We start from the raw sequence: 15,074 nt of genomic DNA on the forward strand, positions 1-15,074 counted from the left end.
AGGGAGAGTAGTTCAAGGCCCGGTGGACCTGCTAGTGCTTGCCCCACATCTGCAGGGCGAAGTCGACGAAACGTCGCAATTTCGGCAAGCGGTAGCGGTCCTGGGCATACATCAGGTTCATCGGCCGGCTCGGCGGGGTGAAGCCGGGCATCAAGCCCAGCAGCTTGCCGTCCTGGATGTCCCGCTCGACCAGGACATCGGGCAACATCACGATGCCCATGCCGGTGCGCGCGGCCTGATGCAGCCCGGCCGAGCTGTTGATCAGCATCGGGCCGCTGACCGCCACGGAGACTTCACCTTCGGGGCCGGCCAGGCGCCATTCCTTTTCCACCGAGTGCCAGTCATCCCCGGCCGGATAAGCGAACGACAGGCAGTCGTGGTGGCGCAGGTCTTCCGGTTTCTGCGGCGCGCCGCGCCGGGCCACGTAGGCCGGGGATGCGCACATGGTCAGGGTGTAGTTGATGAGCGGGCGGGCAATCAGGGTGGTCGCCTCCAGGGCACCCAGGCGAAAGGCCACGTCCAGACCGTGTTCGAGCATGTCCGGGCGACGGTTGGTGAGCATCACGTCGAGTTTTACCCGCGGGTAGAGCAGGGCAAATTCGCTCAGGGCCGGCGCCAGTTTTTCCGTGCCGAAGGTCAGGGGCGCCGAGATGCGCAGGGTGCCGCTGGGTTCATCGACCGCTTGCTCGGCCAGGCGTTCAGAGTCTGCCACCAGCCCCAACACCTCGAGACAGCGCTGGTAATACGCAGTGCCGAATTCGGTCAGCCGCTGGCGCCGGGTGGTGCGGTTGAGCAGGCGCACACCCAGGCGCTGCTCGAGGGCCTTGAGGTGATTGCCGACCATGGTGGTGGACATTTTGCACTGCGCAGCGGCGCCGGTCATGCTGCCGGATTCCACCACCTTGACGTAGACGGTCATTGCCTGGAACAGGTCCATTATCAAGCTCGACTTTAAAATGATTGAAGTATTGCAGTATTTATCCAGCTCAGGTGGCTAACCATACTGCAAAAACACCGACCCTTGATGGAGCCTGATGCCATGACCGCCGCCTGCCTGATGAGCACTTACCAACCCTTGGCCCTGAGTTTCAACAAGGGCCTGGGCACGCGCCTATGGGACCAGGCCGGTCGGGAGTACCTGGACGCGGTGGCCGGGGTGGCGGTGACCAACGTCGGCCACTCGCACCCGAAAATCGTCGCGGCCATCAGCGAACAGGCCGGCCTTTTGCTGCACACCTCCAACCTCTACAGCATCGACTGGCAACAACAACTGGCGCGCAAGCTGACCGGGCTGGCCGGCATGGACCGGGCGTTCTTCAACAACTCCGGGGCCGAGGCCAACGAAACGGCATTGAAAATCGCCCGGCTGCATGGCTGGAGCAAAGGCATCGAGCAACCCTTGGTGGTGGTCATGCACAACGCTTTCCATGGCCGCACCCTCGGCACCCTGTCCGCCAGCGATGGCCCGGCGGTGCGCCTGGGCTTCAACAAGTTGCCGGGGGATTTCATCAAGGTGCCCTTCGGCGACCTCAAGGCGCTGGACAAGGTGCAGCAGGAACACGGCTCGCGCATCGTGGCGATCCTGATGGAGCCGATCCAGGGCGAAGGCGGCGTGCAACTGGCGCCACCCGGTTACCTGAAAGCCGTGCGCGAACTCTGCAACCAGCGCGCCTGGTTGTTGATGCTCGACGAAATCCAGACCGGCATCGGCCGTACCGGGCAGTGGTTCGCGTTCCAGCACGAAGGCATCGTCCCGGACGTCATGACCCTGGCCAAAGGCCTGGGCAACGGCGTGCCGATCGGCGCCTGCCTGGCCCGTGGCAAAGCCGCCGAACTCTTCACCCCCGGCAGCCACGGCAGCACGTTCGGCGGCAACCCGCTGGCCTGTCGGGTCGGTTGCACGGTGCTGGACATCATCGAAGAACAAGGCCTGCTGGAAAACGCCCGGCGCCAGGGCGAACGCCTGTTGACCAGGTTGCGCATGGAGTTGGCCGACAATCCAAACGTCCTGGCGATCCGCGGCCAGGGCCTGATGATCGGCATCGAACTCAAGCAACCGATCCGCGACCTGAGCCTGATCGCCGCGCGGGATCATGCGTTGCTGATCAACGTGACGCGGGGGCAGACCATTCGCTTGTTGCCGCCTTTGACGATTGATGAGCGGGAGGTGGAGATGATTGTCAGGGGGGTGAGTTCAGTAGTGGTATCTGCACATCACAACGCGTAACTCACCGTCTTCGATGGTGTAGACCAAGCGATGTTCAGCCGTGATCCGGCGGGACCAGAAGCCGCTTAAATTGTGTTTGAGCGGTTCCGGTTTTCCGAGGCCCTCGAAAGGTTCACGCTGGATGGCTTTGATCAGCAGGTTGATGCGCTTGAGTCCCGCCTTGTCGTTTTGCTGAAACCACAGGTAGTCATCCCAAGCTTCAGGAGTGAACTCGATGTTCATTCTTCAATGAGTTGCCGTGACTTGGTTTTCCCGGCGCGCAGGTTGCCGATCGATTTGATCAAGCGTTCGGCATTGGCGGGGGAGCGGAGCAGGTAGGCGGTCTCTTCGAGGGCGTTGTATTCGGCTAGCGACATCATCACCACCGGCTCGCCTTTCTGGCGCGTGACCAGCAGCGGGGTGCGGTCTTCATTGACGCGATCCATGGTCTCGGCCAAGTGCGCGCGTGCGGTGGTGTAATTGATGGTGTGCATGGTGAAATCCTCGCTCGATGCAAGGACTGTACAGAAATGAGTACAGGTCGACAAGGCGATATCTCCGAATGGTCATTGCGCAATGAGCGCATCAACGTGTCTTCCGAGTATCGCCGAAAGCTCCTCGGGACGTTTCCGAGAACGCTGTAGTCCTTATCTGATAAAGGCGAAATCTGCGATTTCAGTCCGGTCCATCAATTGAATTCTGCAACCGGTAAACCCGTCGAATAGCCGCTGATGGGCCGTGTATCCGCTGGAACCGTCACGCTGACGATAACTGCCCGCCCACTCCAGCAACGCGATCAGACGTTCATCGTCATTGACTTCACGCTGACGGATATTAGCGACGCACACCTCGTCGGCAACGCTCAACCAGATCAGTGCAGTCGTGCGGGGAAGGAGTTCGCTGGCGATCCAGCCATACACGCCTTCGATCACCCAGCGCTCCTGCTCGGCCGCGATTCGCGCCATGGCCAAGGCTTCGGCGCGGGGACGGGCGATGCTGTGTTCGTCGGACAGCCAGTGAACGCGGTCGAGATCGGTCCAGGGCACCTGCAAACGCTCAGCCAGCCGCTGCGCCAGCCAGCTCTTGCCGGAGCCGGAGTTGCCGATGATCAGGGTTCGGGTTAAATCCATGAGCGACACCGATCAAACTGTGGGAGCGGGCTTGCTCGCGAATGCGGTCTGACAGACACCCCAATAGGGACTGGTAGACCGCATTCGCGAGCAAGCCCGCTCCCACAGGTTCTCAGTCCAGCCCTTCAGATATCACCTTCAGGCGCCACCATCCGCGTCTTCGGCGAGCCATTGGCGTTATGCTGGAAAATATCCCGTGGCTGCCCTTGTTCATTGAAGTACACCTGGCCGATCCCCGCTGAATTCCACAGCCGTTCACCCGCCTCAGCATGTTCCGGCACATGCGGCACGATGCGCATGCGCCGACGCTTGGTCAGCCAGTTCAGCGGCGAGCGCGGTGAGTACAGCCAGCGATTGAGGCGGTCGAACCACTCCAGCAGGGCCGGCGGGAACTCGTTCTTGATGCCGCTGCTGGTGATCTGCCAGATGCGCGGGCCGGCCTTGCGGTGGCGGATCAGCACTTCGTAGACGAAGGAATAATGCACATCGCCGGACAGCACCACGTAGTTACCCGGCGTGCGCGAGTGGCGGAAAATGTTCAGGATCACCTGGGCCGCGCCGCGGTGGGCCATCCAGTTCTCGGCGTCCACCAGCAGTGGATAACCCAGCCAGCTGAACACCCGTTGCACGGTTTCGATCAGCTTGACGCCGAAGATCGGCGCCGGCGAAACGATGATCGCCGAAGGGTGATCGAGCAGTTCCTGCTGCAGTTCGCTGAGGGCTTCCCAGTCCAGCAGGCCCGACGGTTGCTTGAGGTTCATCTCGCTGCGCCAGCGCCGCGTGCGGGTATCGAGCACCACCATGGCCGGCGTGGTGGGCAGCACGTAGTGCCAGTGCTGGAAGCGCAGCAGCTCATCGATCAGCGCGTCCTGGACATCGCTGTCCAGGTAATGGTCATCGCCGGTGGCGCTGAGTGAACGGGTTTTTTCCAGCACATCGACGAACGCATCCGGATTGTTGCCCCAGCCCTGGCACAGCATGTAGGCCAGCAGCGCATTGCCGATGATGCGCCGGGAAAACGGATGGCCGTAGGCCGTTTCCTCCCATTGCGCGGAAAGATTCCAGTCGTCGGTGATGTCGTGGTCATCGAAAATCATCAGCGTCGGCACGTGTGCCAGCGCTCGCGCGACCTTGTCCAGGCCGGCCTTGAACGCGTCGATGCGCGTCTGTTCCAGGGCATAACGCTCGCGTCGTTCCTTGATCAGTTTCGGCGGTTTTGGCGCGATCAAGGTCCAGGGCGTCGGCGACCAGACCAGCAGGTACATGGCCATGACTTCGGCGAAGGTCACCAGGTGATTGTCGGCACTGCTGCTGGTGAAAATCGGCTTGCGCGCACCCCCGAAAAAGCGCTCGCGCAGGGTTTCGTTGCTTTGCAGCGCCGGCAGCAGATCTGCCCGGTGGTAATAACAGGCGGCGTGCCCGTACAGCTCGGCGCTGTCGCTGACGATGGCGCCAGCCAGATGCTCACCGAAAAGCCCCAGCCGTTCGATCAAGGCATGGATCGCCCGCAGGGTCGGCCCGGCGACATCGTCGGCGTAGACTTGGTCGCCGCTCATCATCAGCAGCGCCGGACGCTCGCTGGCCAGGTGCTCTTGCGCCAACAGCTGATCGACGCACAGCAGGCCGTCGGGCGCCGGGTGATGGGGTTTGCGGCAGGAACCGTGAAGCAACTGCTCGATGCGCGCATGCAGGACGAAGTTCGGCGCAGCCGCATCGCCGTACAACAGATGCGGCGCCCAGGTGGCGATGCCCGTGCCGTCATCGATCAACAGGTCGTACTCGATCACCTCATCGCAGGGCAGGGCGGCGTCCAGCGCCACATCGATCAGGTGCACAAACGCATGGGTACCCACCGCAACGACCGTGCATTGTCCGGCATCGAGACGAATAGCGCCCACGCCCTGCAAGCGCAGCGTCAAATCCAGCGCCCGCGAACCCACCAGCCACAGCACCAGCCGCGTCGGTTCCAGGCGCCGCAACAGCGGGCCCGCCAGCACGGGTGGCAGCGATTGAGGGTCTTCAGGCAATGGCAGAGTATCGGACATCCGGGGGCAGGGCTCTTGGGGAAACAGGGCAGCGATGATAACGCAGGTGGGCGCTGCTGCCCTTGTGTACTGACAGACTCAAATGCGTGCGCAGGCTAAAGTGAGTCAGTCATGCTATATGCAGGCATTCGCGAAGAAGAGGGTAAACATGAACAGAATCATCCTGCCAGCGCTGGTTATCCTGCTGACCGCGCAATCCCCGGCCTACGCCATCAACGACAAATACCGCAAGCAACTCGAGCAATCGGGCTGCACCCAGGTCAGCGAGACCCAGGGCTGCGATATCCACAAGAGCAAAGCGGAAAACGCCAAGGCCGGCTTCACCAACCCCGCCACGGACAGCGCGACGACCCAGACCCCGTATGCCGGCCAATGGGTGGCCAAAAGCGATGCAGGCGCGACAGTCGCCACCATCCGCATCGATGCCAAGGAGCAGGTTTGGGTGAACGGCAAACGGGTCGACGCCAAACGCACCGACGGCACCCTGCAATTTCACCAGGGCAAGCTCACCTTCACGATACAGGGCGATCGACGGCTGACGGGCGAGGATTACTGGACCGACAGTGATGCCGGGACCAAGGGGCCGATCGAGATCGAGTAACCAGACAGGAGCGGGAAATGATTGATTTCAACAACAAGGGATTCTTCAAGCTCAAGCAGAACGACGAATACGCCGAGCGTGTAGCCGACCTTTTGCTCGACGGGGAACAGGTCATCGATTCCTACAAATCCATGCGCGATGGCGTGGTCTTCACCAACAAACGCATCATCGCGGTGAACGTACAGGGCCTCACCGGCAGCAAAAAAGACTTCACCTCGTTGCCGTACAAAAACATCGTGGCGTATTCGGTGGAGACGTCGGGGACGTTTGATCTGGATTCTGAGCTGGAGATTTATTTTTCATCGTTGGGGAGAGTGAAATTCGAATTCACCGGCAGGACGTCGATGGTGGCAATTTCCAAACTGATTTCTCAGCATCTGCTTTGAGCTGGCTACAACACTCATGAACGACGCTCCCACAGGGGATTGTGGTGAATTTGAGGGGGCTTCAGCGCATAAAAAAGGGTCTGCAAATGCAGGCCCTTTTTACATTTTCGAACATACATCTTCGGACAAAGACTACAGCACTCAAGGAAGCATCTGACTTACACCCACTGGCATTTCGACTCTCATAAACACGCACTGAAACAGCGTGAAAAACAATAAAAAGAGGTCACCCGAAATGAGCGAGCCAACAAGCCCTGTGCGTGTAGCAGTCGTGCAATTCGATCCACAAGTCGGCATCGAAAATTGCGATGCAAACCTGTGTCGTAGCCTGGAACTGGCGCTGGAGGCGGTCACCGGCGGTGCGAACCTTATTGTGCTGCCTGAGCTATGCAGCACCGGTTATTTCTTCAGCAATCGGCAGGATGCTTTTCAACATGCGCAGTTGATACCCGGCGGGCCAAGCGCGCAACTCTGGATCGACTTTGCCTCCAAACACAGCGTCTACATCGTGGCCGGCCTGGCCGAGCGCGACGGCATGCGGCTGTTCAACACCTCAATACTTGTTGGCCCTGACGGTTTCATCGGCAAGTATCGAAAAGCCCATTTGTGGAACCTGGAGAAACTCTGGTTCACACCGGGCGATCTTGGTTTTCCGGTTTTTGATACGCCCATTGGCCGAATCGGGATGTTGATTTGCTGGGACATCTGGTTTCCGGAGGTACCGCGCATCTTGAGTCAACAAGGCGCCGACATCATTTGCAGCGTCAATAACTGGGTCTGGACGCCTCCGCCGCTGTTCGATGAGGCCGGCAAGTGCATGGCGTCGTACCTGACGATGACGGCGGCACACGTCAACAATGTGTTTATCGCCGCTGCCAGCCGGATTGGTGAGGAGCGAGGTGCCCGCTACCTCGGCTGCTCGCTGATTGCCGGGACCAATGGCTGGCCGATTGGCGCCGTAGCATCGGCAGACCAGCAGGAAATCCTGTTTGCCGATATCGACCTGACCAGCTCCCGCAGCGCCCTCATCTGGAACAACCTGAACGATCTGCACCGTGATCGTCGAGCCGATCTCTACAATCAAATGCTCGGCTACACCCAGCACCCATGTCTCCCACGTTGATAAGGGGGACCTGACCCATGGAAACCACAACCGATAAAAACCGGTTTGCCACCAGATCGCTTTTTGATGTGGCGGTCATCCTGCTGATGATCGGCGCGACACTGCTGATTGTCTGGCTTTCATTCACCAATCGTTCGTTCTGGTCCGCCCATTGGCCGAGTTACAGCGACATGGTGTCGAGTCTTCCCCAGCCGAGTGCCTGGTTACGTTGGCTGCTCGGCGACATCAGCGAGGTGGCATTCTACAAACACGAGTTCGCATCGATCGGACTGTTGGCGGGCGCCTATCTCGCTTACTGGGCGAATCGAACGGGGAGAACCTGGCAAGGCTTCAGCATTTCCTATGGCACCGGGCTATGGCCGTGGCTGATCACCAGTTCGCTGCTCGGGCTGCTGCTGAGTAACGTGCTGTGGGGCTGGACGGTAACCGCCACCAGTTGGCAGCCGACATTTGCCGCGTTCGTTTCGCTGCCAGCGGCGATGGTGCTGATGTTTGGCGGTGGCTGGAAGGTCACGATCAACGGCGCGATCATGGGCGCCTTACTCGTCACGCCCATGTGCCTGCTGATCGTCAATTACCTGTGTAACCCGTTGGGATTGCCGGCGGTGATCGGCAATGTCCTGGGCATGGCGGTCGCCAGCGTCGTGGCTTTTCTGCTGTGCCGCTACCGGCCCAGCCTGATGAAGTCCGAACAATCCGCGACACCACCCTCCAAGCCTCCCGCGCCCGCCACCAAGGCGCCCGACTACGGGGTGATCTGGAGCATGCGCCGGGTCTTGGCAGACTTTTCCGAAGCGCCATTTTTCGGCAATGAACTGGCCAGCCTCGGCTTGTTACTCGGGGTATTGCTCGCCTACAGCATGAACCCGATGAGCCCGGCGTACGGTTCAGGTCTGCTGCTGCACATCATCGCTGCACAGGCGCTGACCTCGGCCATCGGGGTGGTGATCTGGCGTCGGCAATGGATGTTGCGCGGCTGGTACCCCACTTACGTTCCTCTGGTGTCGGTGGTGCCCGCGGCGATTCTGACCCATGGCGGCAGTTGGCTGGTGATCGGTTCGAGTGCATTGCTGGGGGCATTGATCGCACCGCCTCTGGCCTGTGCGATTGCCAAGCGATTGCCGGCCGACATGCATGCCTACATCGGCAATGTCCTGTCCATGGCCATCAGCACGTTGCTGATCGTGCCGCTGATCGGCGTCCTTATCGCGGGGTAAATGCCACCGACCTTTGGGCTGTACCCCGTCCTGAACCGGGTACAGTCACCTCTCTTTCCGAACACATGAGGTATCACATGGAACTGCCCAAACTCGCCATCGCGGCACTCGGCGGCACGGTGAGCATGCAAGCCAGGAATGCCGGCGAAGGCGTTATCCCGACCGTCAGCGGCGAGACTCAACTGGCGTCCGTACCGCATTTGGCGACGTTTGCCCAGGTGACCGTTGAAACCCTTGGACTGCTACCCAGCGCTTCACTGGATTTCGGATTTTTACTGACTGTATTGTCGTGGGCGCAACTCCAAATCAAGCAAGGCGCCGTGGGTGTCGTGTTGACCCAAGGCACCGACACACTCGAAGAAACGGCAACGTTTTTCGATTACCTTTGGCCCCACGAAGCACCACTGGTGCTGACCGGTGCGATGCGCTCGGCAGCACAGCCCGGGGCCGAGGGACCGGCGAATCTGCTGGATGCATGCCACGTCGCCCTGGCCGGGACCAGCCGAAAGCGTGGTGTTCAGGTCGTGATGAACGGGGAGATTCATCAAGCGAGCAGCGTGCGTAAAACTGATTCGCTGGCGTTGCAGGCGTTTACCTCTCCGGTCGTGGGACCTGCAGGCCTGATAATGGAAGACCGTGTTCACTACCTGCGCGCGCCGGATCAGCGTAAGGTTTTGCCCCTGCCGCACCAGACAACACAGAAGGTTGCGATGTTCGAGGCATCCCTCTCGGCTGACACGCTGCTGCTGGAAAACATCCTTGCGCTCGGTTATGACGGGCTGGTGATAGCCGGTTTCGGCGCCGGACATGTCTCGCAGAGCTGGGCGACGGTGATTGAGCACATCGCCGAAAGAATCCCGGTCATCATCGCGACCCGCACCGGTTCCGGCTCTACTGCGCAAGCCAGCTATGGTTTTAATGGCGGTGAGATGGATCTGATTCGCAAGGGTGCATCGATGGCGGGATTTCTATGTCCGCGTAAAGCCAGGGTTCTGCTTTGGCTGTTGCTGGGCTGTCAGCGGCAACATGAGTTGTCGCTCTACCTGAAAAGTGAAAGCCGCATTCAAAATTGATACATAACCCTGTAGGAGCCGGCTTGCTGGCGATGGCGGACGTACAGTCGACACATGTCGCCTGACGAACCGCGATCGCCAGCAAGCCGGCTCCTACAGGGATAGCGTTTTTCCAGGCGCTACCAACCCGCGCCACTCACCGCCTCTTGCACCAACGGATGCAAATCCGCCCCCTGATGCTCCGTCTGCCAGGCCAGCAATTCCTTGCGCATGCTCGGCGCCCAGAACATCTGCAGATGATTACGCACACTGAGCACCGCCTGTTGCTGGTCCGGTTGGCTGGCGAAGTACTGGGCGATCTGGTTGGCCATCTTGATCAGGTTTTCAGTACTCATCGGCGCACCTCCGCCTTATCACCACGGGCGTGGCGGCGATCCTTGAGCAAGCGGTCCTGTTCCTCGCTGAACTCCTGGAAGCGCTTTTGCCACTCCGAAGGGTGATACACGCGGCTGACTTCCACCGCCGTGACCTTGTACTCCGGACAGTTGGTGGCCCAGTCGGAGTTGTCGGTGGTGATCACGTTGGCGCCTGATTCAGGGAAGTGGAACGTGGTGTATACCACGCCCGGCGCAACCCGTTCGGTGATCCGCGCACGTAATACAGTCTGCCCGGCGCGGCTGCCGATGCCGACCCAGTCACCTTCGTTGATGCCACGGCTTTCGGCGTCAGTCGGATGGATTTCCAGGCGGTCTTCATCGTGCCAGGCGACGTTCTCGGTACGCCGGGTTTGCGCGCCGACGTTGTACTGGCTGAGGATGCGCCCGGTGGTCAGCAGCAGCGGATAACGCGTGTTGACCTTCTCCTCGGTCGGCACATAGCCGGTGAGCATGAAACGCCCCTTGCCGCGCACGAATTCCTCGATGTGCATGGTCGGCGTGCCATCCGGTGCCGCGGCGTTGCACGGCCATTGCAGGCTGCCGTGGCGATCGAGTTCGGCGTAGCTGACGTTGGTGAAGGTCGGCGTAAGGCTGGCGATTTCATCCATGATTTCCGATGGATGTTTGTAGTTCATCGGGTAACCCAGGGCGTTGGCCAGCGCCACCGTGGCTTCCCAGTCGGCCTTGCCACCCAGCGGGTCCATGACCTTGCGCACCCGGGAGATACGCCGCTCGGCGTTGGTAAAAGTACCGTCCTTCTCCAGGAACGAACTGCCCGGCAAAAATACATGGGCGAACTTGGCGGTTTCGTTGAGGAAAATATCCTGTACCACCACGCACTCCATGGCCGACAGCGCCGCAGTGACGTGCTGGGTATTCGGATCGCTCTGAGCGATGTCCTCACCTTGGCAATACAGGCCCTTGAAGCTGCCGGCCAGGGCCGACTCGAACATGTTGGGAATACGCAGGCCCGGATCGGGTTGCAGGGTGACGTTCCACGCCTGTTCGAACTGCGCCCGCACCACCTCGTTGGAGATGTGCCGATAGCCAGGCAACTCGTGGGGGAACGAGCCCATGTCACAGGAACCCTGAACGTTGTTCTGCCCCCGCAGCGGGTTCACGCCGACGCCTTCGCGGCCGATGTTGCCGGTGGCCATGGCCAGGTTGGCGATGCCCATGACGGCGGTGCTGCCCTGGCTGTGCTCGGTGACACCCAGGCCATAGTAAATCGCCGCATTGCCGCCGGTGGCATACAGGCGCGCAGCGGCACGGATGTCGGCAGCGGGCACGCCGCAGATCGCGCCAAGCACTTCCGGCGAGTTTTCCGGCCGGCTGACGAACTCGCTCCAGGTGGCGAAATCGCTGCCCTCGCAACGGGCGTCGATAAAGGCCTGGTTGAGCAGCCCTTCGGTGACGATCACATGGGCCAGGGCGTTGAGCATGGCGACGTTAGTGCCCGGGCGCAGGGCCAAATGGTATTCGGCGCGGGCATGCACCGAGTCCACCAGGTCGATGCGTCGTGGATCGATGACGATCAGCCGCGCGCCCTCACGTAGACGGCGCTTGAGCTGGGAAGCGAACACCGGGTGCGCGTCGCTGGGGTTGGCGCCCATCACCAGGATCACGTCGGCCTGCATCACCGAGTCGAAACTCTGGGTGCCGGCTGACTCGCCCAAAGTCTGCTTCAGGCCATAGCCGGTGGGCGAGTGGCAGACCCGCGCACAGGTGTCGACGTTGTTGTTGCCGAACGCGGCGCGCACCAGCTTTTGCACCAGGTAGGTTTCTTCGTTGGTGCAGCGGCTGGAGGTGATGCCGCCAATGGAGTCGCGGCCGTATTTCTGCTGCAACCGACGGAATTCGCTGGCGGCGTAGGTCACCGCCTCATCCCAGCTCACTTCCTGCCAAGGGTCGTTGATGTGCTTACGGATCATCGGTTTGGTGATTCGATCCGGGTGGGTGGCGTAGCCCCAGGCAAAGCGCCCCTTGACGCAGGAGTGGCCGTGGTTGGCCTGGCCGTTCTTGTCCGGAACCATGCGCACCAGCTGGTCGCCTTTCATCTCGGCGCGGAACGAGCAACCCACGCCGCAATAGGCGCAGGTGGTGATCACACTGCGCTCGGGCTGGCCCAGTTCGACCACGCTTTTTTCCATCAGCGTCGCAGTAGGGCAGGCCTGCACACAGGCGCCGCAGGACACGCATTCCGAATCGAGGAAGTTATCCCCACCGGCCGCCGCCACCCGGGATTCAAAACCGCGCCCGGTAATGGTCAGGGCAAAGGTGCCTTGGGTTTCCTCGCAAGCGCGCACACAGCGGTTGCAGACGATGCACTTGCTCGGGTCGTAGTCGAAGTAGGGGTTGGAAGTGTCCTTCACATCGGCCAGATGGTTGTCGCCTTCATAGCCGTAACGCACCTCCCGCAGGCCGACCTGACCGGCCACGGTTTGCAGCTCGCAGTTGCCGTTGGCCGAGCAGGTCAGGCAGTCCAGCGGGTGATCGGAGATGTACAGCTCCATGACATTGCGGCGCAGGGTCGCGAGCTTCGGCGTCTGGGTGTGCACGCTCATGCCTTCAGTAACCGGCGTGGTGCAGGACGCCGGATAACCGCGCATACCGTCGATCTCCACCAGGCACATGCGGCAGGAACCGAAGGCTTCCAGGCTGTCGGTGGCACAGAGTTTCGGAATGGTGGTGCCCAGCAGCGCAGCGGCGCGCATCACCGAGGTGCCTTCGGGCACGCTGATGCTGCGACCGTCGATGTTCAAGGTGACCTGCACCTGGCTGTCGCGGGCAGGCGTACCCAGGTCAATGTCTGTGTTCGGGTCGAAAAGAGTGATCATTGCGAGGCCTCCGAGGGCAACAAGCCGAAGTCGGCGGGGAAGTGCTTGAGGGCGCTGGCGACCGGAAAGGACACCATGCCGCCCAACGCACACAGCGAACCGTATTGCAGGGTGTCGCACAGGTCCTTGAGGATGATCACTTGCTCATCGCGACCGCTCGGGTCTTGCGCGGCCAGCAAGCGGTCGATCACCTCCACGCCCCGGGTCGAGCCGATGCGGCACGGCGTGCATTTGCCACAGGATTCCTCGGCGCAGAACTCCATGGCGAAGCGCGCCATGTGAGCCATGTCCAGCGTGTCGTCCGCCACCACCACACCGCCGTGACCGAGCATCGCGCCGATGGCGGCGAAGGCCTCGTAATCCAGCGGCGTGTCGAATTGCGACGGCGGCACCCAGGCGCCGAGTGGGCCACCCACCTGCGCAGCCTTCAGCGGCCTGCCACTGGCGGTGCCTCCGCCGTAGTCTTCCACCAGTTCGCGCAGGGTCAGGCCAAAGGCCCGCTCCACCAGCCCGCCGCGACGCACATTGCCCGCCAACTGGAAGGGCATGGTGCCCAGGGAACGGCCAATGCCGTAATCGCGATAGAACTGCGCGCCCTTGGCCAGAATCAGCGGCACCGAGGCCAGGGTCAGCACGTTGTGCACCAGGGTCGGCTGGCCGAACAATCCCTTCAAGGCAGGGATCGGCGGCTTGGCGCGGACGATCCCGCGCTTGCCTTCAAGAGAGTCCAGCAGCGCGGTTTCTTCACCGCAGATGTACGCACCGGCACCGACCCGCACTTCCATATCGAAGGCCTGACCGCTGCCGCCGACATTGGCGCCGAGGTAACCATTCTTCCGGGCAATCTCCAGCGCGTTGCGCAGGATGGCCACGGCATCCGGATACTCCGAGCGCACATAGATGTAGCCGTAGGTGGCGCCGACGCAGAGGCCGGCAATGGCCATGCCTTCGATCAGCAGGAAGGGGTCGCCTTCCATCAGCATGCGATCGGCAAAGGTGCCGGAGTCGCCTTCGTCGGCGTTGCACACAATGTACTTTTGCGCCGCTTCGGTCGCGCGCACCGTGCGCCATTTGATCCCGGCGGGGAATGCCGCGCCGCCACGGCCACGCAGGCCTGAGTCGAACACTTCAGTCGCAGTCCGTTCGCCACCGAGGATGACGGCTCTTTTCAAACCCTCGAAACCGCCATGATCCAGGTAATCGTCGATGTACAGCGGCTGTGTGATGCCGGCGCGGGCAAACAGCAGGCGTTGTTGAGTCTTCAGATAGGGCAACTCTTCCACCAGACCCAGGGCCAAAGGATGAGCAGACGGCTCGCCTTTCAGGGCTTCGAGCACTGACGGTACATCGTCAGCAGTCAGTGGGCCGAAGCCGAAACGACCTTGCGGCGTGTCCACTTCCAGCAATGGTTCCAGCCAGTACAGGCCACGCGAGCTGGTGCGGTTTATCACCAGCGGCACGACGCGCCCCCGGCCATGGATGATAAGGGCCTCCACAACCTCTTCGGCACCCACGGCACGGGCTACCGAATCACGAGACACATAGAAAGCGGGCATTATGCGTCCTCCCGGCAAGCATCGAGCAAGGCATCGAGACGCTCGGCACTCAGCCGCGCATGCACCCGGCCATCCAGCTCCAGCGCCGGCGAACAGGCGCAAGCACCCAGGCAATACACCGGCCGCAAACTGATGCTGCCATCGGCGCTGCTGCCGTGGTCATCCAGTTGCAACCGCTCGCGCAACTGCGCCGCCAGCTGCTCGGCACCACGACTCTTGCACGACTCAGCCCGGCACAACCGCAGGATATGCCGCGCAGGCGGCGCAGTACGGAAGTCATGGTAAAAACTGATCACCCCACGAACCTCAGCCTGACTCTGGTTCAGCGCATGGGCAATCTCGGGGACGGCGGCATCGGGGATGTACCCAATGCGCTCCTGAATATCATGAAGAATGGGCAACAGTGCACCCGCAGAGCCCTTGTGGCGCTCCAGCAGGCTGTTGACCAAAGGCAAGTGCAACTCAACATCAGGCATTCAGCAATCCTCACGGTCACGGACAAACCAGAAGGTCGTCGGTCGTC

The 15,074-nt window shown here is 61.3% G+C and carries 15 protein-coding genes; 6 read left to right on the forward strand and 9 right to left on the reverse strand.

Annotation, left to right across the window (positions count from 1 at the left end; genetic code table 11):
- Positions 1-31: 31 nt before the first annotated feature.
- On the reverse strand, positions 32-937 hold the full coding sequence (locus tag DKB71_RS05475) for a LysR family transcriptional regulator (RefSeq protein ID WP_408599815.1): 906 nt from the start codon (positions 935-937) through the stop codon (positions 32-34).
- A gap of 102 nt (positions 938-1,039) precedes the next feature.
- On the opposite strand from DKB71_RS05475, the gene DKB71_RS05480 reads away from it, so the two are divergent.
- Positions 1,040-2,227 carry an aspartate aminotransferase family protein gene (locus DKB71_RS05480; protein ID WP_408599816.1) on the forward strand — a complete coding sequence of 396 codons (1,188 nt, stop codon included), beginning with the start codon at positions 1,040-1,042 and terminating at the stop codon, positions 2,225-2,227.
- Here the strand turns inward: DKB71_RS05480 and DKB71_RS05485 are convergent.
- From DKB71_RS05485 to DKB71_RS05500, 4 genes are all read right to left on the reverse strand, one after another.
- Positions 2,195-2,449, reverse strand: coding sequence for a Txe/YoeB family addiction module toxin (locus tag DKB71_RS05485; RefSeq protein ID WP_274073890.1), 255 nt, complete (start codon positions 2,447-2,449; stop codon positions 2,195-2,197). The genes DKB71_RS05480 and DKB71_RS05485 overlap by 33 nt on opposite strands.
- Positions 2,446-2,700, reverse strand: a complete 255-nt coding sequence (locus tag DKB71_RS05490; RefSeq protein ID WP_020795569.1) for a type II toxin-antitoxin system Phd/YefM family antitoxin — start codon at positions 2,698-2,700, stop codon at positions 2,446-2,448. The genes DKB71_RS05485 and DKB71_RS05490 overlap by 4 nt, the downstream gene beginning before the upstream one ends.
- 153 nt (positions 2,701-2,853) lie before the next feature.
- Positions 2,854-3,336 carry an adenylate kinase gene (locus tag DKB71_RS05495; RefSeq protein WP_408599817.1) on the reverse strand — a complete coding sequence of 161 codons (483 nt, stop codon included), beginning with the start codon at positions 3,334-3,336 and terminating at the stop codon, positions 2,854-2,856.
- A gap of 125 nt (positions 3,337-3,461) precedes the next feature.
- A complete protein-coding gene (locus DKB71_RS05500; RefSeq protein WP_408599818.1) occupies positions 3,462-5,381 on the reverse strand; it encodes an alkaline phosphatase D family protein in 1,920 nt (639 codons plus the stop codon).
- Positions 5,382-5,529: 148 nt separating this feature from the next.
- Between DKB71_RS05500 and DKB71_RS05505 the strand changes: the two genes are divergently transcribed.
- The 5 genes from DKB71_RS05505 to DKB71_RS05525 all read left to right on the forward strand — a co-directional run bounded on the left by DKB71_RS05505 (position 5,530) and on the right by DKB71_RS05525 (position 9,781).
- On the forward strand, positions 5,530-5,982 hold the full coding sequence (locus tag DKB71_RS05505; protein ID WP_408599819.1) for a hypothetical protein: 453 nt from the start codon (positions 5,530-5,532) through the stop codon (positions 5,980-5,982).
- 17 nt (positions 5,983-5,999) lie between these two features.
- On the forward strand, positions 6,000-6,368 hold the full coding sequence (locus tag DKB71_RS05510) for a PH domain-containing protein (RefSeq protein ID WP_408599820.1): 369 nt from the start codon (positions 6,000-6,002) through the stop codon (positions 6,366-6,368).
- A gap of 235 nt (positions 6,369-6,603) precedes the next feature.
- A complete protein-coding gene (locus DKB71_RS05515; protein ID WP_408601059.1) occupies positions 6,604-7,491 on the forward strand; it encodes a nitrilase family protein in 888 nt (295 codons plus the stop codon).
- Positions 7,492-7,508: 17 nt separating this feature from the next.
- Positions 7,509-8,708, forward strand: a complete 1,200-nt coding sequence (locus DKB71_RS05520; RefSeq protein ID WP_408599821.1) for a hypothetical protein — start codon at positions 7,509-7,511, stop codon at positions 8,706-8,708.
- A gap of 77 nt (positions 8,709-8,785) precedes the next feature.
- Positions 8,786-9,781, forward strand: coding sequence for an asparaginase (locus DKB71_RS05525; protein ID WP_408599822.1), 996 nt, complete (start codon positions 8,786-8,788; stop codon positions 9,779-9,781).
- A gap of 119 nt (positions 9,782-9,900) precedes the next feature.
- On the opposite strand, the gene DKB71_RS05530 is transcribed toward DKB71_RS05525, so the two are convergent.
- The 4 genes from DKB71_RS05530 to DKB71_RS05545 are packed head-to-tail and all read right to left on the reverse strand — an operon-like array spanning position 9,901 to position 15,027.
- Entirely contained in the window at positions 9,901-10,116 is a 216-nt protein-coding gene (locus DKB71_RS05530) for a formate dehydrogenase subunit delta (protein WP_248687421.1), read from the reverse strand.
- Positions 10,113-12,995 (reverse strand): formate dehydrogenase subunit alpha, encoded by a 2,883-nt coding sequence (fdhF, locus tag DKB71_RS05535; RefSeq protein ID WP_408599823.1) that lies wholly within the window; start codon positions 12,993-12,995, stop codon positions 10,113-10,115. Before fdhF ends, DKB71_RS05530 begins: the two co-directional genes overlap by 4 nt.
- Positions 12,992-14,551, reverse strand: coding sequence for a formate dehydrogenase beta subunit (locus DKB71_RS05540; protein WP_408599824.1), 1,560 nt, complete (start codon positions 14,549-14,551; stop codon positions 12,992-12,994). The genes fdhF and DKB71_RS05540 overlap by 4 nt, the downstream gene beginning before the upstream one ends.
- A complete protein-coding gene (locus DKB71_RS05545) occupies positions 14,551-15,027 on the reverse strand; it encodes a formate dehydrogenase subunit gamma (protein ID WP_408599825.1) in 477 nt (158 codons plus the stop codon). The genes DKB71_RS05540 and DKB71_RS05545 overlap by 1 nt, the downstream gene beginning before the upstream one ends.
- Positions 15,028-15,074: the final 47 nt, after the last annotated feature.

The sequence above is a fragment of the Pseudomonas sp. PLMAX genome (assembly GCF_046042685.1).
Taxonomy (GTDB): Bacteria; Pseudomonadota; Gammaproteobacteria; order Pseudomonadales; family Pseudomonadaceae; genus Aquipseudomonas; species Aquipseudomonas putida_AE.

Excerpts from the sequence above, each read along its gene's own strand:
- DKB71_RS05475 (WP_408599815.1), bottom strand. The coding sequence starts at position 937 with ATGGACCTGTTCCAGGCAATGACCGTCTACGTCAAGGTGGTGGAATCC.
- DKB71_RS05480 (WP_408599816.1), top strand. The coding sequence starts at position 1,040 with ATGACCGCCGCCTGCCTGATGAGCACTTACCAACCCTTGGCCCTGAGT.
- DKB71_RS05485 (WP_274073890.1), bottom strand. The coding sequence starts at position 2,449 with ATGAACATCGAGTTCACTCCTGAAGCTTGGGATGACTACCTGTGGTTT.
- DKB71_RS05490 (WP_020795569.1), bottom strand. The coding sequence starts at position 2,700 with ATGCACACCATCAATTACACCACCGCACGCGCGCACTTGGCCGAGACC.
- DKB71_RS05495 (WP_408599817.1), bottom strand. The coding sequence starts at position 3,336 with ATGGATTTAACCCGAACCCTGATCATCGGCAACTCCGGCTCCGGCAAG.
- DKB71_RS05500 (WP_408599818.1), bottom strand. The coding sequence starts at position 5,381 with ATGTCCGATACTCTGCCATTGCCTGAAGACCCTCAATCGCTGCCACCC.
- DKB71_RS05505 (WP_408599819.1), top strand. The coding sequence starts at position 5,530 with ATGAACAGAATCATCCTGCCAGCGCTGGTTATCCTGCTGACCGCGCAA.
- DKB71_RS05510 (WP_408599820.1), top strand. The coding sequence starts at position 6,000 with ATGATTGATTTCAACAACAAGGGATTCTTCAAGCTCAAGCAGAACGAC.
- DKB71_RS05515 (WP_408601059.1), top strand. The coding sequence starts at position 6,604 with ATGAGCGAGCCAACAAGCCCTGTGCGTGTAGCAGTCGTGCAATTCGAT.
- DKB71_RS05520 (WP_408599821.1), top strand. The coding sequence starts at position 7,509 with ATGGAAACCACAACCGATAAAAACCGGTTTGCCACCAGATCGCTTTTT.
- DKB71_RS05525 (WP_408599822.1), top strand. The coding sequence starts at position 8,786 with ATGGAACTGCCCAAACTCGCCATCGCGGCACTCGGCGGCACGGTGAGC.
- DKB71_RS05530 (WP_248687421.1), bottom strand. The coding sequence starts at position 10,116 with ATGAGTACTGAAAACCTGATCAAGATGGCCAACCAGATCGCCCAGTAC.
- fdhF (WP_408599823.1), bottom strand. The coding sequence starts at position 12,995 with ATGATCACTCTTTTCGACCCGAACACAGACATTGACCTGGGTACGCCT.
- DKB71_RS05540 (WP_408599824.1), bottom strand. The coding sequence starts at position 14,551 with ATGCCCGCTTTCTATGTGTCTCGTGATTCGGTAGCCCGTGCCGTGGGT.
- DKB71_RS05545 (WP_408599825.1), bottom strand. The coding sequence starts at position 15,027 with ATGCCTGATGTTGAGTTGCACTTGCCTTTGGTCAACAGCCTGCTGGAG.